The sequence below is a fragment of the Paenibacillus sp. E222 genome (genome assembly GCF_013401555.1).
Classification (GTDB): Bacteria; Bacillota; Bacilli; order Paenibacillales; family Paenibacillaceae; genus Paenibacillus.
In genome coordinates this window covers 105317-124009 of the sequence record NZ_CP058552.1, presented here as the reverse complement: position 1 = coordinate 124009, position 18693 = coordinate 105317, and the positions used below count along the sequence as shown (strand labels likewise).

15 protein-coding genes and 1 pseudogene are annotated in these 18693 nt (G+C 46.1%); 11 read left to right on the top strand and 5 right to left on the bottom strand.

The genetic code is table 11. The features are described from left to right. The first annotated feature begins 350 nt into the window (after window positions 1-350). Together HW560_RS00550 and HW560_RS00545 are read left to right on the top strand one after the other, a co-directional pair. Window positions 351-1529 (top strand): alanyl-tRNA editing protein, encoded by a 1179-nt coding sequence (locus HW560_RS00550; protein ID WP_090893520.1) that lies wholly within the window; start codon window positions 351-353, stop codon window positions 1527-1529. Between the two features lie 78 nt (window positions 1530-1607). Continuing rightward, window positions 1608-2912 (top strand): DUF1963 domain-containing protein, encoded by a 1305-nt coding sequence (locus HW560_RS00545; RefSeq protein ID WP_179261478.1) that lies wholly within the window; start codon window positions 1608-1610, stop codon window positions 2910-2912. Window positions 2913-3120: 208 nt separating this feature from the next. Here the strand turns inward: HW560_RS00545 and HW560_RS00540 are convergent, their stop codons facing one another. Both HW560_RS00540 and HW560_RS00535 read right to left on the bottom strand, forming a co-directional pair. Further along, on the bottom strand, window positions 3121-3468 hold the full coding sequence (locus HW560_RS00540) for a DUF1801 domain-containing protein (protein ID WP_179261476.1): 348 nt from the start codon (window positions 3466-3468) through the stop codon (window positions 3121-3123). Next, window positions 3465-4040, bottom strand: a complete 576-nt coding sequence (locus tag HW560_RS00535; protein WP_177185617.1) for a GNAT family N-acetyltransferase — start codon at window positions 4038-4040, stop codon at window positions 3465-3467. Before HW560_RS00535 ends, HW560_RS00540 begins: the two co-directional genes overlap by 4 nt. A gap of 441 nt (window positions 4041-4481) precedes the next feature. Between HW560_RS00535 and HW560_RS00530 the strand changes: the two genes are divergently transcribed. The 5 genes and pseudogenes from HW560_RS00530 (at window position 4482) to HW560_RS00510 (ending at window position 10638) form a co-directional block, all read left to right on the top strand. Beyond that, window positions 4482-4937, top strand: a complete 456-nt coding sequence (locus HW560_RS00530) for a GNAT family N-acetyltransferase (protein WP_090893526.1) — start codon at window positions 4482-4484, stop codon at window positions 4935-4937. Between the two features lie 414 nt (window positions 4938-5351). Further along, window positions 5352-6646: pseudogene (locus HW560_RS00525) on the top strand (amino acid permease). Between the two features lie 494 nt (window positions 6647-7140). Continuing rightward, window positions 7141-7632, top strand: coding sequence for an RNA polymerase sigma factor (locus HW560_RS00520; protein ID WP_179261474.1), 492 nt, complete (start codon window positions 7141-7143; stop codon window positions 7630-7632). A 26-nt stretch (window positions 7633-7658) separates the two neighbouring features. Further along, on the top strand, window positions 7659-8639 hold the full coding sequence (locus HW560_RS00515) for an anti-sigma factor (RefSeq protein ID WP_179261472.1): 981 nt from the start codon (window positions 7659-7661) through the stop codon (window positions 8637-8639). 244 nt (window positions 8640-8883) lie between these two features. Beyond that, entirely contained in the window at window positions 8884-10638 is a 1755-nt protein-coding gene (locus HW560_RS00510) for a methyl-accepting chemotaxis protein (RefSeq protein WP_179261470.1), read from the top strand. 111 nt (window positions 10639-10749) lie between these two features. On the opposite strand, the gene HW560_RS00505 is transcribed toward HW560_RS00510, so the two are convergent. Further along, window positions 10750-11655 (bottom strand): LysR family transcriptional regulator, encoded by a 906-nt coding sequence (locus HW560_RS00505; RefSeq protein WP_090893533.1) that lies wholly within the window; start codon window positions 11653-11655, stop codon window positions 10750-10752. Between the two features lie 141 nt (window positions 11656-11796). Here HW560_RS00505 and HW560_RS00500 point away from each other — a divergent pair, with 141 nt between their 5' ends. After that, window positions 11797-12840 carry a 2,3-butanediol dehydrogenase gene (locus HW560_RS00500; RefSeq protein ID WP_179261468.1) on the top strand — a complete coding sequence of 348 codons (1044 nt, stop codon included), beginning with the start codon at window positions 11797-11799 and terminating at the stop codon, window positions 12838-12840. 144 nt (window positions 12841-12984) lie between these two features. On the opposite strand, the gene HW560_RS00495 is transcribed toward HW560_RS00500, so the two are convergent. Next, window positions 12985-13494 carry a GNAT family N-acetyltransferase gene (locus HW560_RS00495; protein ID WP_064640524.1) on the bottom strand — a complete coding sequence of 170 codons (510 nt, stop codon included), beginning with the start codon at window positions 13492-13494 and terminating at the stop codon, window positions 12985-12987. 171 nt (window positions 13495-13665) lie between these two features. Continuing rightward, window positions 13666-14433 carry an AraC family transcriptional regulator gene (locus tag HW560_RS00490; protein ID WP_179261466.1) on the bottom strand — a complete coding sequence of 256 codons (768 nt, stop codon included), beginning with the start codon at window positions 14431-14433 and terminating at the stop codon, window positions 13666-13668. 194 nt (window positions 14434-14627) lie between these two features. Here HW560_RS00490 and HW560_RS00485 point away from each other — a divergent pair, with 194 nt between their 5' ends. The 3 genes from HW560_RS00485 (at window position 14628) to HW560_RS00475 (ending at window position 18693) form a co-directional block, all read left to right on the top strand. Continuing rightward, on the top strand, window positions 14628-16961 hold the full coding sequence (locus HW560_RS00485) for a glycoside hydrolase family 127 protein (protein ID WP_179261464.1): 2334 nt from the start codon (window positions 14628-14630) through the stop codon (window positions 16959-16961). Between the two features lie 71 nt (window positions 16962-17032). After that, window positions 17033-17599, top strand: a complete 567-nt coding sequence (locus HW560_RS00480; protein WP_179261462.1) for a Uma2 family endonuclease — start codon at window positions 17033-17035, stop codon at window positions 17597-17599. Between the two features lie 362 nt (window positions 17600-17961). Then, a complete protein-coding gene (locus HW560_RS00475; RefSeq protein ID WP_256221899.1) occupies window positions 17962-18693 on the top strand; it encodes a hypothetical protein in 732 nt (243 codons plus the stop codon).

Here is an 18693-nt window from a genome sequence, read left to right as displayed (position 1 = left end):
TACCCCCGGATTTCAATGATTTTCCCCTGAAGGGAGAAATCCGGTGATAAAGGAGCACGCTCCGCTTCTTCAGGTCCTTTCTGTCTGTTTCGCTCTTGTGTCTATACCAAATTAATATGACTGCATCTTGTTTTGGTGTAATCATAGGTACAAACCATATCCAACGTTTCATTAAACGTGGATAGTGGATATAAGTAAGGAGACCGCTCTGTAGCTTGGCTTACAGAGCGGTCTTTTTTTGATATGGAAAAGCGAAGATGTGAGTCGGAAAATTTGGCTTGGCGGTTCCAGATAGTGTAATCTGGAGAGTATGGACAGCCATTTGAAAGAGAAGGGATCGGGATGATTCGATGACGCAAAAAATCTATTATGACTCGGCATACACACGCGAGTGGCATACACAAATTACAGGCAGAGTGGACAAGGAAGACGGTATATATGTGACGCTGGCAGAGACGGCTTTTTATCCGCATGGGGGTGGACAGCCTTGTGATCTGGGACAGATCGGCGGCATGGATGTGTTGGATGTAATTAGTGAAAATGATGAGGTGCTGCACAAGCTGGAGCGTGCGCCGGAGCAGAATGACGTGGATTGCCACATCGATTGGCAGCGCAGATTCGATCATATGCAGCAGCATAGCGGGCAGCATTTGCTATCGGCTATTGCGCTGAAACTGGCAGATGCGATGACGTTCAGTTTTCATCTGGGCACAGATTATATCACGATTGATGTGGCCGCAGCCGAATTGGGAGCGAACCAACTGGCTGCCATTGAAATGGAGGTCAATCAGCAGATATACCGAAATGCCAAAATCAGCAGTTCCTGGGTCACAGCGGAAGAAGCGGCCCGTCTGCCGCTGGTGAAGCAGCCTTCCGTCACCGAAGATATTCGCATCGTGGAAATCGAGGGTGTGGAATATAACGCTTGTGGTGGAACACATGTGTCAGCCACTGGCGAGATCGGGATCATTAAACTGTTGAAAACCGAGAAAGTGAAGGGCGGCACCCGGATTTATTTTAAATGTGGATACCGAGCACTGAATGAGTTCAACGCCGCGCAAAGCGTACTGACCGGAATTACAGCCAAATTGAAGACGAGCCGGGAAGAGCTGACGGATCGGATCGACAAAATGGAAGCAGAACAAAAGCAGCTGCAAGCAGAGCTGAACGTGGTGAAAGCTTCCAATGACGCTTATTATGCGCAGGAGCTTTTATCTGCACGGGAAGGGCTTGTCATTGCCCAAATCTTTGAGGACAAATCGCTCAAGGATATGCAGAGTCTGGCAACCAAGCTGACATCAGAACATGAAGGCCTTGTACTCTTTGCGAGCATCTCGGAGGCCAAGGTTGTATTGGCGCAGAACGGGCAGCCGCCAGAGTGGGCTTGTGGACCTTTCTTCAAGGGCAATCTCGGAGCCTACCAGGGCAAAGGTGGCGGCAGCGACAAGATGGCTCAGGCGGGCTTTGCCAGCAGCGAAGATGCGCTCGCATTTTATGAATTCACGAAGGAGCAACTGGGACATCACTAATCTACCTTCCCGCTGATCGATATGGATGGGACTCGATGGATCGTGAAGCGTGATCAATAGCAGAGGAGGTGCCAACGGATGACAGAACGCATTCCGTGCATACGAGAGGGGTGCCCAAATACGATTTTGCCAGCAACGGCTGCCCGAACAGGTGGGTACTGTATGCCTTGCAAGCAGGAGATGGAACGTGAGGCACGTCAAAGATACATTGAAGCCAATCGGCGCGACGTGAACTTGTATGAGGGAATGACGGACCCTGTGGAGATTTTGAAAGTTATGCATACACGCCAGGTTCATGATCCGCTAATCCGTTATGTGGCATACGATCATTCCAAAGAAGAAGTATATCTGTCCTTGTCTGCGGAGCAGCAAGCCCTCATGATTGAGTATGCGATGCAGCTGATTCGTTCAGGGGATGATGATACAGGTAAAGATATATTGGTATATCTGGTCTGTTACCATGATACCTCGTTGTCTGCACAGATTCCTGAGCTGCTGGAGCATGAAATTGACTACCCTGCCATTTTGTATAAGAGTGCCTCGCCCGAAGTACGTGATCAACTTTTGCAGCGGGTGAACACCGATGATGAGAATCGGAATAACCTGTTGCTCATGCTCGCCTATATTGGAGATGAAGTGGTCGTACGTCAGTTCCAGCAATGGAGGCAGTTGCCACCTCATTGGGCAGATCAGCTGCATGTTGCACCAGAGTACTATACAACCGAAGCCGGTTGGGAGTTAACGAATGAAGGTCAGCGCAGGGATTTATTCATCACCCCAAGTTATTCACTCTATAAAGTAAAAGGGAATGAAGGGGCAGACGACCCATCAATTGGCGATCCCATCTCCATGCTGCTGACCAGTGCCGATACCTGTGAGTGGTGTGGCAGTCAGTTAACGACCTTAATGGATTTGGATGTACGGCATCCAGCACTGCAGGACGTTGCTTGGAACAGTGAACGACTTCAAGTGCAGACTTGCATTAGTTGTAGTTGTTATGGCGTCGTTTATATGGAGATGGATTCAGCAGGTGAACCGTGCTGGAGTGCGCATAATGTGATGCCGATGGGAGCGGATAATCTTGACCCGGACGACGATGTTCAGCTTGCAGCGGATGCAGGGCAGCAGTTTCGGATTGCGACCACACCACGTCATGCGTTCCATGCCAGTGAGTGGGCGATGGAGCCTTCTGCTTCCCAGATTGGGGGCCATCCCGGATGGGTTCAGGACGCGGAGTACCCGAACTGTCCATGCTGCTCTTCTAGGATGCGGGCCGTTGGACAAATAGACTGGAGCGAGGTTGAGGAATACGGGGATGGCATGTATTACATGTTCATTTGCGAGCCGTGTCAGATGACTGCGGTATCTTATCAACAATCCTGATGAGGGAACTCTAATGATCTGTTATTGCATAGATGCGATTTAAATTGTAATAAATGCTGCACACCCAAAAGGGGCGATCCTATATGTGTTCAACAGTATAGGAAGCCCCTTCGTATGATCAGGTCAACCAGATATGCTGGTTGGCCTTTTTAATAGTTGCTATAGTCGGTTAGAAAAATCTATGACATGTTATATCCTCGATACCAGCTTAGAGTTCTGCCGATGCCTGTGTCAGAAGGCCAGCGAGCCACTCATAGTCCGGCGTATCTTTTTCCTTGATCTTGATGGTTTTGCGTTCCGCAGGGCCTTCAAATATCCCATCTGGCAGATCAAGTCCGGTTGCATTGAAGATCGTGAAGGATACAGCCGGCTTGGAAGGAGAGATGACCGCCGTATATTTACCGTTTTTCAGGAAATGAGGTTTTTTGTACTGCACACGTTCCTCTACTTCAGGGATGGACTCATGTACCAACTCCCGCAGTTTACTTGCAACCTGGACTTGCCATGGTACCGTGATCTGTTCGATAAATTCAGTGACTTCCTCATTCCTATTCATGCTTGTCCACCCTCCAATTTGATCTGATTGTGTGCTTCCCATTCCGGTCTTAGAATTCCCATCCATAAGCGATCATAGCGTTTTCCATCACGATACACGGCTGATCTAGCCCGACCTTCCAACTGAAAGCCGACCTTCTCATAGGCTCGGATGCCCTTGGCATTATAGGCGATGACATCCAGACCTACCCGGTCCAGATTCAATTCATGGAAGGCATACCGCAAAATAAGATTCAACGCTTCCGTTCCGTACCCCTTGTTGCGATGCTGTGCGAGTCCAATGCCAATGGCAAGCTGTCCGCAGCGGTTGTTCCATTCAATACTGTGAATGACAACGAATCCGATCAGTTGTTCATCCTCAAGCGTTCGAAGCCGGAAGTAAACTTCCTTGTCCTTCGTCTCGCCTTCATCTTCAAGCTGCTTTTCCGAATAAGGAATGGCAATATCCGTGTCCACATTTCGCAAATATTCGGGATCTTCATTCCATTGCAGCATGGTTTGCACGTCTTCAGCACGGGGCGGGGTCATTTTCAATCGTTTGCTATAAAACAGATTTTCAGTCGATAGTGTCATGATGATCTCCTATTCACAAATTAAGTTCGCTTCACCTAGCACGACAATTAGCTATATAAATTGAACTAAAAAAGATATTTACACATGCCACTCCGATGACAGAACAACCTTCCGATCGCTGTTATCCCCAGATTTTTTGAATTCCTTTTTCAAAGGGGAAAATCCGGGGATAAAGGCGAACGCTCCGCTTCTTCAGGTTATTTCTGTCCTCTCCGTTTTCGAGTAAATATCAATTTAGCTATATGGCTGCTACGCAATATTCTTCGCTCCTTTTGGTTTCAGATAGCCTCACTATAATGGAAATTTAAGGGTATCACAATAGACATTTCGTTTGTGTTTTTGAAGTTGTTGTCAGAAAACCTGTCATGGTAGTACTATATAAATAATAGACATGTATTCATTGATATAACACACAACAAAATGTCGGCAGGAGTGGTAGATATGGAGATCAAAGTAGACGATTTGAGCGGTCATCAGGTCATTGGATTAATTGCAGAACATTTGCAGGGCATGGCAGCAGACTCGCCGCCGGAAAGCATTCACGCTCTGGATCTGGAGGGGTTAAAGAAACCTGAGATTACCTTCTGGTGCGCATGGGAAGCGGAGGAGTTGCTGGGCTGCGGCGCCATGAAGGAATTGAATTCGGAGCATGCAGAATTGAAATCGATGCGTACAGCATCGGCTCACCTGAGAAAAGGCGTAGCGAGAAAAATCCTTGCCCATATTATCGAGGTTGCCAAGGATCGGGGATATAAACGGATCAGTTTGGAGACAGGCTCGATGGATTCTTTTATTCCGGCGCGGAAACTGTATGAAGACTTTGGGTTTGTATACTGTGAGCCATTTGCAGATTATAGTTTGGACCCGAACAGCGCTTTTATGACGAAGGAATTATAAATTACATGATAGGCAAAACAACATAGCAGGAACACAGGAAACCGGCATTCTGTTGCAGACAGAACGCTGGTTTTTTGCGTCTAATGATTGTTGTCCGAAGTGGTGGATTGCAACAAATCATACATATGGGAGATCGCAAGAAGAGTAGAATGTATTCAAATGAACAAATGGGATTGCATACAGTTTGCCATGTATCATTGTGGGGTATTAAACATAGGTTATGTCAGCGACGGTTTGGGATGAATTGGCCCTAAGGAACTGCTGGGCTGATCCATGAACAATAGGGTATACTGGAAGTTATGTTTTAGAAAACATAACAGAAGATTATAGACGTTTTTTACATCAGGAGGATTTGAATTGGCTCAGACAGAAGGAACATTGCAGAAGAAACTCAAACCAAGGCATATTAGCTTTATGGCTATGGGCGGTGTCATTGGAACCGGCATTTTCAAAGGAAGCGCCGAAACGATTGGAATTGCAGGTCCAGGCGTCATTGTAACGTACATTTTTGCAGGATTATTGTTACTGGTTGTCATGGCTGCGATGGCGGAGATGGCTACGGTATACAAGAACAAAAATATGAAAGACTTTGTGCAGGAAGCGTTCGGCAGCAGAGTCTCCTTTATCATGGGATGGATGTATTGTTTCCTCTGGTTATCGGTATGTGTAATTGAGGTGATTGCAGCAGGGAGCTTTTTGCAGTATTGGTTCACGGAAGTGCCGCTGTGGATGCTGAGCTTGGCATGTGCGGTGTTTATTATACTGATTAATCTGTTGAGTGTGGGCGTATTTGGGGAATTTGAATTTTGGCTGGCGGGCATTAAAATCGCCATGATTATTATTTTTATTATCCTTGGTGCTGGTCTGATCTTCGGAATCATTCCAAGTGACAACACGCCTTATCTGCATAATTACACGCAAGCAGGCGGTTTCTTCCCTAATGGATGGTCATCGGTCTTCTCGGCATTATTGGTCGTGATGTTCTCGTATGGAGGATCGGAGCTGATTGGACTCACCTTAACGGAGACGGAAAATGCGGACAAGGTGATGCCTAAGATTGTGGGCAACTTTATGCTGAGAATTATTTTATTTTTCACGCTGCCGATTCTCATCATCTGTGGACTCATTCCGTGGAATGAAATTGGACCGGAGAGCAGTCCGTTTGTACAGGTGCTTGCCTCCACGGGACTACCCGGAGCCGCTCATATTATGAACTTTATTTTGGTAACCGCTGTGCTGTCTGCTGCGAATTCGGGCATTTACGGCGCATCCCGTATGATGCATTCCATGGCGGTAGGTGGTGAAGCTCCCAAGGCATTATCACAAACGAATCGCAACGGCAGTCCGGTAAATACACTGCTGGTATGTGCTGTGATTCTGCTTGGGGCTCCATGCTGGGGCTGTTCGCACAAGACCAGCTCTTCCGCGTGCTGCTGGCGGTTCCGGGGTTTGTCGTGATGCTCGTGTGGATCTGTATTGCCACCTCACAGCTGAAGCTGCGCAAGAGGTATCCGGTACAGCCGACATTTAAGGTCTGGGGATTTCCTTACGTAACTGGAGCTGCTGTGCTCTGTCTTGGCGTGATTGCAGTCATGTTCGTATTTGATGAAGGCAACCGTTTTAGCATCAGCATCTGTCTAACTGTACTCGTGTTACTGATCCTCTGGTCTCTGATTCGATTCAGGAAGAACCATGGGCAAGAAGTTTAGTGTTTGTAGAAGAATCATAATAGCTACGCAGTAACAAGACATCTCAGCGTTCACGCTGGGGTGTTTTTTTGAGAAAGAAAAGTTTTAATAGGGACTGACAAAGTGGTAGAATTCCAAGTTGACCGAATTAGTGTAGAATTTTTGAAAGAATAGAGTTGTTTGAACCTTTTTTGGCTCAGAGCCTTTGAAGGTTCTTTTTTTGTAGGGTTACATAGTGTCGAATGAACCATTATTCAACCATTAATACATTTAACCCATGTAATATTCGTAAAAAGATTTCTCACTATCTTTTTTTGCTCAGAAATGCTTAAATTTTATAACTTTGTAACTGTTTCATCGAAAAAAACATGAATATAATTCTACGAAAATAAGCTAATACAGCAATAATAGTGTTCTGAAAGTAGTAGGCGAAATGCCTAAATTTTTAAAAAAAATTCTTTGAACTTTTAACATTTCCGACTTCTGTCCGTTATACCTGTGAAAGGCGGTGAAACATGGACGCCGGACAGATTAATGAATTGCTACAGCCAAAGCTGAATGAAATCCGGCATTATTTGATTAGACTTGGTGCTTGTCCAGCCGATGCAGAGGATATCTTGCAGGAGACCGTGTATAAAGCTTTTTTATACATAGACTCAATAGAAAACGGGAAGTTAAGTGCATGGATGTATAAAGTAGCTATTAACAGCTATTATGATCTTTGCCGTCGAAAGAAATGGACTATGGTTCCAATCGACACTGTGGAAATACCGGATTCTAAACTGCCTGAAGATGCTCTGCTACAACAGGAAAAGAAAGAGGAAGTGGAGGCTGTTCTCACTCAGCTTACTCCGCTGCATAAGCAACTTCTAATTATGAAATATGAGATGGATCTTTCGTATCAAGAAATAGCGAATTTAATGGGAATTCGGATGGAACACGTCAAAGCGTCATTATATCAGGCTAGACAGCAGTTCAAAAAAAGGTATGGGAGTGAGGTCAATTGAAAAGACAGCACAAAGAGGGAGATTCAGTGAATATAAGCAAGATGGTTAAGAAAGCAAAGCGGGTATCAACAATTCGCACAGTTGTCATTTCCTTACTTGTGTCTTTAATCGCATTTTTTGGAGTACTGCTGGGCAATCATTATTTGACAAGCTGGAGTTACAATCGTGCAGACCATAGCGAGCGGATCATGAGCCTTATTAGCGGACCTGATGAAAAGCAGATAGGACAGGTCAATTACAGCGGTTTCCTGAACGGCTCCTTTCAGTATTATACAGTTAAAGTGATAGAGGGCGTACCCATCCCTTGGGCAGATAAAAAAATCAATTATCAAGTGTTTCCCTTTATTAATTTTGTTTCCTTTGGGGGATATACGTCACAATCTGTTTCGTTGCAGGATGAGAACATGAAAAAACAAGGCTATAAGTATACACGTAGCTACAATGGATTAAATGGGCAGAGAGAAATGTTATTTTACATTCCGAAAGTAAATTATAATGACAAAATTCTGAATGATCTTCCATTAGTTCATGAATTGGATCAAGATAAGCTTGTAGAAATGGCAGTATCCTTTGACAAAGATTACTCTTTAAATGAAGTGAAGCAGCTGCTTCCTCATGAGTTAACCCAGACGTGGTATTGGGTGGATACTTATGATAATAAAACATTTTATGATCCGTACATCGATGGCAATGGGAATAAGAGTTACGCAATACCGGACCCGGAAGATTGGGTGAAAGGGTTTGGGAACTCGGACCCCGATTCAAGCGAAGTGAGCGAGAAAACATTTTTGGAAGCCTTGGAACAGGGAGTTCAACTGAAAGGACATTATCAGTATGAGTTCAACCGAATATACAATTATTTAAAAAAAGACAAGGCCAAACCTAATGAGAGTGATATTCGTATTTTTGGAGTAGTGGTTACAGGAACAGCAAAAGAACTTCAAATGTTAAGTGGACAGCCTTATGTGAGAGGTGTAACTTTGGGGGCAGTGGTAGACCGATTTTAAGCTTGAGTTAACGGTAAATTGTAGTTCAAAACATCGTCAGTTAAGAGCTGACGGTGTTTTTGTAAAGTGCTTTTAAAGTAGCTAACACATTCATGATAGCGTTCCAATTCCGTCCCAATATTTTCTTGCCTAATTCGACAACTTCATATACTATTTTCACATTACATAGTGCTTCGAGCATGTAGTTTTTGGGTAGGGCGTAGTCGAAAAGGCTTACATACAGGCGTGAGAGGAAGAGGATTGGATGGTCGGTTTTTTCAAGAAACGTTTGGTTGTTCGCATTGTTGCCATGGTTACATTGGTCATTATGATTATATCTGCGGGAAGCATGCTGCTTCAGCTGGCGAATATGAAGCTTGCCGCGCAGGAGGCCATATCGAGTTACAATATTCAAATTGCCGAGAGTTATGTGAAACAGCTGGATACAGGACCGTATGTGGAATTTGCCCAAGATCCCAAAGAAAATGACGTGTTCTTGAAGATTCGTGATGAGCTGGATGATTTTCGTGTGAGCATCGGGGCGATGTATGTGTATTTTGTAAAAATAGACGATTCAGGCACGCCCCTCATTATGGTGGACGGCATGAAAGATGCGGATAAAGCATCACCGATCAATGAAGTGACGGATATCCCAGGTGATGCAGTCCAAAAGCTTCTGCAAGGGAAAACGGCCAGTTCTCCGATCATTCATAATGAGGAATATGGCGAATATATTTCCTCATACGCTCCGATTTTGGACAGTAATGGAGCCTTAACGGGTGTGATAGGAATCGATACAGCTGTGTCGGTCATTGGAAGTATTGAGTCAGATATTATGAAATCCAGCATTCCGTTGTATGCCCTGTTGTTATTCATTACGCTTGCAGGCATCGCGGTTGTATTGTGGTTCATCGTAAGAGGCCTGCGACCGCTGAAACCGCTGAAGGCAAGCGTCGAACAAATGGCGCAAGGTGAACTGGCGGAAGCCAACCGAATCCTGACCGCGTATCGGCTGCAAAGTGAGGATGAGATTGGCAGCACATTCAAGGCGATGATTCATATGTCCGGGGACTTAAATCAAATGATCGGTGACATGGTCGCGGGTGTCTCGGTAACCACCGGTATTCTCGCGGAATCAACGGAGCAATTCAATCGTGATGCAGAAGACATGCTTGAGATGAATAAGAGTGTTGACCAGTCCGTGCAGCAGATCAGACAGGGAGCACACACCCAGAAGCAAGGTGCTAGCGACAGCGCCAATGCGATGGAAGAAATCGCTAAAGGGATTACCGATATTTCAGAGTCATCTACAGCCGTGTCCGACGCTGCAACAACTGCGCTTGCTATGGCACAATCGGGTAAGCAGAGCATGACGCAAATGAAGAAACAGATGGAGAGCATTTCGGCTGTATCTGCTGAAGTTGTAGCCATGGTCCGAGTGCTTAACGACTTCTCGAAGCAGATTGGCGGTGCGCTTCATACGGTGCAGGATTTTGCGAGTCAGACCAAGCTGCTGGCACTGAATGCTTCGATTGAAGCCGCTCATGCAGGAGAGCACGGGAAGGGATTTGCCGTTGTGGCGAATGAAGTGCGGAAGTTGGCGGAGGCATCAAGCACATCCGTGCAGACGATATCGGATTTGTTGCTCGGCATTCAGCAGGAGTCCCAGAACATCGGATCACAGATGGATATTACCTCGCAAGAGATCGGCCAGGGAGTAACGAGCACAGCAGAAGCAGAGCTTGCCTTCACGCATATGGTTGAGGCTTTTCGTGTGGTAACACATCGTATCCAGGAGGTATCCGCAGCAGCGGAGGAGATATCGGCGGGTTCCGAGGAAGCGGCAGCATCGGTCAATACGATCTCGCAAATTTCATCCGGCGTTTCAGATCATTCGGATGACATTTATCGTTTGACAGGGGAGCAGTCGAGCATGTTCCAGAAGGTGGCACAGACGTCCACCCTGCTAAGACAGCAAACGATTGAGTTGAGCGAAGCGGTAAGAAAAGTAAAGGTATAAAGGAAGTAAGCAGGAAGCAGTAAGTTGAATCCTTATCATCAAATGTGGAACACTCTGGTGCAAGCACCGGAGTGTTTTTTTGACACCCCGATGATGACTTAGACTCTGCCATTATAACTGATCCAGCTCAATCGCCTGTCTGAAGCGTTGGGCAAATCGCTCAGCAGATACAGCAACCTCCTTGGACTCGGTCTGTACGAAGCCGATTTGCATTTTAGGCTGGTCGATCGAGGCGATCTCAACCATTTTCGCAATACCTTCTTTCCATAGCGGATGTTGGTGGAAGGAGAAGTCATGACCAATGGTGGCAGCAATATTGTTTCTTAGAACGGTGCTAATCGCTTCCGAGTTGTTCGTTTTGAACAGGATGGACAGAGGGCCATAATCATACGTGAACTCCTGCAGGAAATCTTCGATAAATCCATCACGATACAGAGCAAGCTTATGTTCTTTTAATTGTTCGGGAGTAACACGGTTAAGCTTGGCTAGTTCGGATTGGTGATGAGTGCACACAACCAGTTTGCCTGAATACATGGGACTGAAATGCAGTCCGTCGAATTCCCGCAATTGTTTGGCGTAGATGGCGATGAAACCCAGGTGGGTTCTGTTGTTACGGATGTCCTCGATAATTTCCATGGAACCTTTCTCTTCAATGGCAATATTCAATTGAGGGTGCTCGCGTTTCATATCTGCAGCCGTCTGTACAAGGTAAGGCATCACACTTGGAAAAGTAGCAACATGCAGGTCTCCGGTTAACAAGGATGTCTCGGCATTCAGTGATTTCAATTCATCAATTCGCTGCAAAATATCGAGTGCCTTGGCAATAAACTGTTTGCCCTCAGGAGTGGGAAACGTCCCATGCCGCGAGCGTTCGAACAGGATCATACCCAGCTCATTTTCAAGACGATGTACAGATTGGCTGATCGCCGATTGAGTGACATGCAGGTGCTCCGAGGCAGCCGAGAATGATTGGGTTTTGGCAATTTCAACGACATATTCAAGCTGTTCCAGATTCATGGTTTCATCTCCGTTTTAGCATTAGTACAAGTAATATTAACATTAGTATCTATAAATATGAATAATACGTGAACAGCGATATAATTAATAGACAGTAGTTGAATCTCAGGTAGACAAGATAAACCAAAGGGGATGTATCTTATGAAAGCAGCAGTATGGTATGCCAAAAAAGATGTCCGGGTCGAAGAACGGGAAATACCGGTAGCCCATTCAGGACAAGTGAAAATTAAAGTGGAGTACGCAGGAATCTGCGGTAGTGACTTGCACGCTTACCATCATGGCGTAGGCATTCAGGAAGGGCAGAACCACCCGCTTTCAGGACAGAAAGCACCGCTGACACTTGGTCATGAGTTTGCTGGAACCGTCAGTGAATTGGGAAGTGATGTAAACGGTATCAGTGTAGGAGACCGTGTTGTTGTTGAACCGCTGTATCATTGCGGACAGTGTGAGTACTGTATTCAGGGGCGTTATAACCAATGCACCGAGTTCGGATTTGTGGGACTGAACGGTGACGGAGGTTTTGCTGAATACGTTGTGGTTGAGGCGTATATGGTGCACAAATTGCCGGACAACGTCTCCTTTGAAGAGGGCGCACTGGTTGAGCCTACAGCGGTAGCTTTTCATGCGGTTCGCCATAGCAAACTAAAAGTAGGTCAGAAGGTTGCTGTATATGGTGCAGGTCCGATTGGACTCCTGACGATCCTGTCAGCCAAAGCTGCCGGAGCTTCCACGATCTATGCAGTTGATGTATTTGAAGAACGCCTGAACCTGGCTGCCAAGCTGGGAGCCATTCCGGTGAATAGTGCCAAAGTTAATGCCACTGAGGTGATTTTGCAGCAGTCTGGCGGAATAGATGTAGCATATGAAGCGGCAGGTGTGCAGCCAACCATGGACAGCGCCGTAGCCGTAATCAAAAAAGGTGGAGAAGTTGTTGTCATCGCAGCAATTCCGAATCCACTTCAGGTGAATTTCTTCGACCTGTTGGTGAAGGAAGCGAACCTGACAGCAACGCTGGCCTACCGTCATATCTTCCCTGAAGTCATCTCTTTGATTGCTGAGGGAGCACTTGATGTGAAGCAGGTGATCACCAGAAAAATCAAGCTGGACGACATCGTTCAGGAAGGTCTTGAACTGCTCATGACCGACAAGAGCCATGCGAAAATTCTGGTAGAAATCGGCGGCTAATAGTGAGGAAATGGAGCGAATCGCATTTGCGGCTCGATTCCGATTCTTTAGCTCAGAATAACGCTAAAAGGGATACCCTCCGTCATATTAATGACTTAGGACATCCCTTTTTCTGTTATCCACACTTATTACCATTTGCGAGAATTATGAATCATAACGGTAGCAGATCGCTTTGCCTCCACCACTCTCGGAACTGAATTCCGGGTCTTCTACAAAACCGAAACGCTCGTATAATCGGATCGCGTTGACCATCTGGCCGCCCGTATATAAATACACCGTATTTTTGCCCATGTCTTTGGCAGATTCAACACATTGTTGAAGCAATTCTCTGGCAATACCGTGACCTCTCCACTTGGGATCAACGCCCAACAGTCGAATAAACGGATAATCAATAGGCAGCTCGAAGTTCGGGTAAGCCTTATGTGCAGTCTCAAACAATTGGACCGTTCCAACAATCTGATTATCTATTTTGGCAATCCATAATTGCTTGATATAAGGATTGCTCGGCGATTCCCGAATATCCTTCAAATAATGCTCCCATTGCTCCTGGGTTTGGAACGTGTCCCGGTACTCGGAGTAACTTTCAATGAGAATATGTACAATTTCTTCATGGTCAGCTTCTGTAGCGGGATGAATCGTTACTGCCGTTGTCATCTCAAGTTCTCCTTCTGATTTGATCTTGGTTTGATAAGAGATATAGTTGACTTGAATTGTATCACACCTGATGGTACTGGATTCATTCAAATTTTCTATATATGACTCATGAAATTCTATGAGTGGTTATATCCGCACAAGCACATCCAAGGTTCGCACGTATAAGGTTCATTATAGGCGATTGAGCTGTGTAGAATACAAATTATTGCGATATTCGGTGGGCGTATTGCCTTCGTATTGTTTGAACATGCGCAGGAAGAGTTTGTAATCCGAAAAACCGCATTGCCCCGCAATTTCTTTCACACTGGCATTGGTATTGAGCAGCATCTGCTTGGCCCGGCGAATCCGTTCCGTGAGGATATAGGTTTTGAGTCCAATGCCTTTCTCACGTTTCACCATTTTGGAGATATAGTCCTTGTTAAAATTAAAAGTCTCGGCAATCTTGCCCACCGTAATGTCGGTATGCAGATGAATATCCACCCACTTGCAGATGTGGTCAACGATTGCATTGTGCGGTCGATAACCCGCCTGTGTATTGCGTTCCAGTTCTTTGAGCAGCAGCAGCAATGCTGCGTCTGCTTCTTCCGGCGAAAACGATGAACTATGCAGCAGCTGCTTGAACAGCTGATTGGCGGTGGACGGAACCTGAATAGTCGCATGGGTGGGATACTGGTCGAACTCTTTCTCATTTGAATCATAATGAACCCAATAAAAGCTGACGGGAGCATCGCTAACCTGATAGCCATAATGGGTGCGTCCAGCCCTCAGAAACAGCAGATCATTGGCACGAACCACAAACTGCTCTTCCTCCTCCGCAATGTACATCTCGCCCTCCAGCATCAAAATGATCTCGTGAACAGGCATGCTGCGCTTCATATGGCTCCAATTGCCCTCGGTTATGAATTTGCCGCACAAGTAATGTTCCAATGGCTTTTGCATAGGACGGATTTCTCCACCTTTTCTTGGATTATGAGTCTGATGTAGTTGTATTTTATTTGATAATATGAGGATATTCAAGGACTGTATGAAGAAAGATCGCAAGGGACATATGAATTTAAACACGGATTTTACCCTTTGTACAATGATATAAGTGCTTCTAAATATCCACTACATACCGAGGAGGAGCGAGCAGAATGATTGAAACCAAAAAGGGATTTCTGGGACCTGAGCATGTAGAGCTGTTAAATGGCGTCTTTCAAACATCACAGGAGGTTGGAGAACGGTATTTGTTATCACTGGACATTGACCGTTTTTTGGCACCATGTTTTGAGGCCCATGGGTTACCGGCGAAAAAGGAACGATACGCGGGTTGGGAGGCACGCTCGATTAGCGGGCATTCCCTTGGACACTATCTGTCTGCCTTGGCAGTGACCTATCAGGCGACAGGTAATGAAACGTTAAAGCAAACGCTGGACTATGCCGTCAGCGAGCTTGCATCCATTCAACAGACAACGGGCAGCGGGTATGTCGGCGGCTTATCCGAAGAAGCTTTCCGTATCGCATTTCGGGCAGAGCATATTGGTGGTTTTAACATCGGTGAATACTGGGTGCCTTGGTACAGCATACACAAAATCTATCGCGGACTAATTGACGCTTACAAACTAACGGGCAACGGGCAGGCCCTTGAGGTGGTAACACGGTTTGCGGATTGGGCGGTGGACGGTCTAAGCCCGATGACCGAAGAACAGATGCAGATCATGCTTCAATGTGAACACGGCGGTATGAACGAAGTGTTTGCACACTTGTATGGAATCACCGGGAAGTCCGTATACCTTGATATAGCCAACAAATTCACACATCAATTAATCCTCGAACCGTTGGAACACAAGCAGGACGATCTTCAGGGCAAACATGCGAATACGCAGATTCCGAAAGTCATCGGTGCAGCCGAAATCTACAATCAGGACCATCATCACGAGAGTTACCGGACAGCAGCGGAGTTTTTCTGGGACACTACGATTCATCATCGGTCTTATGTATTTGGTGCTACGAGCATTTCGGAGCATTATGAAGCGAAAGGCATGGAGAGTCTCGGCATTAAAACCGGAGAGAGCTGCTGTACCCACAACATGATGCATCTGACGAAGCAGCTCTACACCTGGAATCCGGACAGTGCCTACATGGACTATTATGAAAATGCGATCTACAACCACATCCTGGGCACACAGGACCCGGACACAGGCAACAAAACGTATTTTGCATCAACGCTGCAAGGCCACTACAAAATCTACGGTACTCACGATACCGCCTGGTGGTGCTGTACAGGATCTGGCATGGAGAATCCGGGCAAATACGCGGAGGCCATCTATTTCGAGGATGAGCAGGATCTGTATGTCAATCTGTATATCGCTTCCCAATTGGACTGGAGATCCCAAGGCATATCGCTGAAGCTCGAAACCAACTTTCCTTATTCGGAAAAGGGTACCCTTACGATCACCGAAGGCAGCGCCTCGGCCAATCTTAGACTACGCGTGCCCTCCTGGCTGCAGGAGCCAATGACGGCAACGGTCAACGGGGATACGGCCCATCCGCATACCCGGATGGAACCCGGATACCTCGACATCGAGCGCACATGGACCGCTGGCGATGTCATCACCATCACGCTGCCGATGTCGCTCCACCAATATACGTCCCGGGATGATGCTCACAAGGTGGCATTCCTGTATGGCCCGATTGTGCTGGCAGGGGCTCTGGGAAGCGAAGGGCTGCCTGAGGATACCATTGTGGACGAAACGGCACTGAACCCCAAAACTGCACCTGTACCTGTTATATGGACAGAGCAGGAGGATGTGCACGAGTGGATCAAGGTCATAGACGCAAGTACGTTGACGTTTGAGATCAGCAAGGATGTCACATCAGACGGTAACCCGGTGAAGCTAATTCCGTTCTATGATGTGCATCATGAGTTCTATACGGTCTATTGGCCGTTCAACGATGAAGGGGATGCGCTGGAGAAGGAATTGAATGATATCACCATCGACAGGGTGCAGCCTGACGGTCAGCAGGATGAGATTGGACATCATCTGGATAGCAATTGCCGCGCAGAACATCATAACGGTTCCTATACAGACAGCCGCAACAAGCTGCATATGTGGCGGGAAGCTTTTGGTGTCAGCGGGTCTTACTTCAGCTACCAGCTGGCGGTGGATGGTTCTGCACCGAACTATGTATGCGTGGCATACTGGGGCGGCGATCATTCTCCTTTTGTACGGGAAGGAACACGGCATGAGAGAATATTTAGTATCGCCGTCGATGGACATGTGGTCGGAGAACAGTGGATTCATATGAACAAGATTGGTGAAGTGTTCTACGTTACCTATGACATCCCTGAGAAGGTAACGTCAGGTAAAGACAGCGTTCGGGTTGCATTCCAGGCGTTGGACGACAATGGTTGTGCCGGGAAAGTGGTGGAGGTACGTACAACGCGGAGTAAACCGGAAACCGTCTTTTCGCAAAATGAGGTATGATATGAAAATGGGAAAACACAGTGGTATAATAATAGCAAAATGCTGATTAGGTAAAAGAGGAGGTTGGAAGTGTGGCCAAACCGGATAATAAAGGCATCTATAGTTTTCAGGATTGGTTAACTTGGGAGGGGGCATGGGAGTTAATTAACGGCAAAGCATTCAATATGTCTCCAGCACCCACCTCATTACACCAGTTTATTGTGGGTGAGCTGCACTTCTCCTTGCGTACTTTTTTTCAGAATCGGAAATGTATCGTATTTGTTGCCCCCTTTGACGTGTATTTCAGTGAGAATGAGCAGTATGACGTACCTGATCATGTTGTCCAACCGGATTTATCGGTGGTTTGTTCCAAAGACCAAATAACCAAAAACGGCTGTCAAGGTGCGCCGTCTCTAATCATAGAAGTGCTGTCTCCTTCAACTGCGCTAAAGGATTTTAACGAGAAGTTTAATCTGTATCAGAAATACGGTGTGAATGAATACTGGATTGTTGACCCTGGCAATCAGACCGTTCATGTGTACACATTGGAAGAAGGCAGTTACCAGAACCGTCATCTGTACACGGAGCAAGAAACGATTCAATCGGTGTTATATCCGGAATTGGAAATTCCGCTTCGGAATTTATTCAAGCTGAATTAGATTACACAACATCATCATCACTCCGGCGCCGGGCGTCGGGGTGTTTTTTGATTTTTATCGTATCAAACAAGCTCTATATAAAAAATGACACGCACAGCAAATTTCCACGTATTACCTGATAACATTTCTTTTTCCGCCACCGATTGTTCAAGGGTACCAGGCTCGCTTCCCAAAGGTTACAAAATCTTATCCACGTTGTCCCTCTAAAGATGAAATGGGATAAGCCCAAGCCACGTATATTATGAATATCCATATTAATCCACCCGAATGCGGCAACATCATGTACAATGAAATAAAGTTCCAATGGTAAATATCGACATAAAGCTCCAACACATAGCGCGAAAGGAGGTCTGATGATTTACATGATAAAGTACATAAAACTGCTGGGGCTAATCTTCGGCGTTGTGGTCATGAATGTTCTGTTGTTCTCACCAGGATTCATCGGACTGGAGTTTGGCGGGGGAGCATTTACGACAGCGCTCTCGGTGACATTTCTGTTCGGCAGCGTGATGACGCTCTTCTATGGAAGCTACACCTTGTTGTTCAAACAGCCTGTGGTCTTGCCCGTGAAAAATATCGAAACCCATGATGATTATGTGGAAGCGTTATCCTTTTATCGACGCATTAAAGTGCTTGAGGAAGATATCACACTGGGATTATCTCAACTAAGTCGCATGAAGAAAAAGAAAGAAACCCTCCTGAACGTGCTGAATCAGCGATTTGATCCGGGGGAACTGAGTTACAAGAAATTTGCTTCGGTCACCCTCGAAGTGGAGAAGCTGTTATACCTCAACATCCGAAGTGTACTTAACCGACTCAATGTGTTCGATGAAGCGGAGTACGCCAGCCTGATGAAGTCCAAATCCGCAACACTTCCCCAGAAGCTCTTTCAGGAAAAGACTAAAGTATATAACGACTATCTGAGCTATGTGAAAAGCTCGCTTCATACCAATGAGGAAATTCTTTTGAAGCTCGACCAATTGATGCTGGAAATCTCCCGCCTGGACAGCTTTGAAGCAGGAGATATTGAACAGATGCCTTGTATGCAAGAAATTGACCAATTAATCAAGCACACCAAATTATACAGACAGTGA

Excerpts from the sequence above, each read along its gene's own strand:
- HW560_RS00530 (WP_090893526.1), top strand. The coding sequence starts at position 4,482 with ATGGAGATCAAAGTAGACGATTTGAGCGGTCATCAGGTCATTGGATTA.
- HW560_RS00535 (WP_177185617.1), bottom strand. The coding sequence starts at position 4,040 with ATGACACTATCGACTGAAAATCTGTTTTATAGCAAACGATTGAAAATG.
- HW560_RS00475 (WP_256221899.1), top strand. The coding sequence starts at position 17,962 with ATGATAAAGTACATAAAACTGCTGGGGCTAATCTTCGGCGTTGTGGTC.
- HW560_RS00540 (WP_179261476.1), bottom strand. The coding sequence starts at position 3,468 with ATGAATAGGAATGAGGAAGTCACTGAATTTATCGAACAGATCACGGTA.
- HW560_RS00505 (WP_090893533.1), bottom strand. The coding sequence starts at position 11,655 with ATGAATCTGGAACAGCTTGAATATGTCGTTGAAATTGCCAAAACCCAA.
- HW560_RS00485 (WP_179261464.1), top strand. The coding sequence starts at position 14,628 with ATGATTGAAACCAAAAAGGGATTTCTGGGACCTGAGCATGTAGAGCTG.
- HW560_RS00550 (WP_090893520.1), top strand. The coding sequence starts at position 351 with ATGACGCAAAAAATCTATTATGACTCGGCATACACACGCGAGTGGCAT.
- HW560_RS00500 (WP_179261468.1), top strand. The coding sequence starts at position 11,797 with ATGAAAGCAGCAGTATGGTATGCCAAAAAAGATGTCCGGGTCGAAGAA.
- HW560_RS00545 (WP_179261478.1), top strand. The coding sequence starts at position 1,608 with ATGACAGAACGCATTCCGTGCATACGAGAGGGGTGCCCAAATACGATT.
- HW560_RS00510 (WP_179261470.1), top strand. The coding sequence starts at position 8,884 with ATGGTCGGTTTTTTCAAGAAACGTTTGGTTGTTCGCATTGTTGCCATG.
- HW560_RS00520 (WP_179261474.1), top strand. The coding sequence starts at position 7,141 with ATGGACGCCGGACAGATTAATGAATTGCTACAGCCAAAGCTGAATGAA.
- HW560_RS00490 (WP_179261466.1), bottom strand. The coding sequence starts at position 14,433 with ATGCAAAAGCCATTGGAACATTACTTGTGCGGCAAATTCATAACCGAG.
- HW560_RS00495 (WP_064640524.1), bottom strand. The coding sequence starts at position 13,494 with ATGACAACGGCAGTAACGATTCATCCCGCTACAGAAGCTGACCATGAA.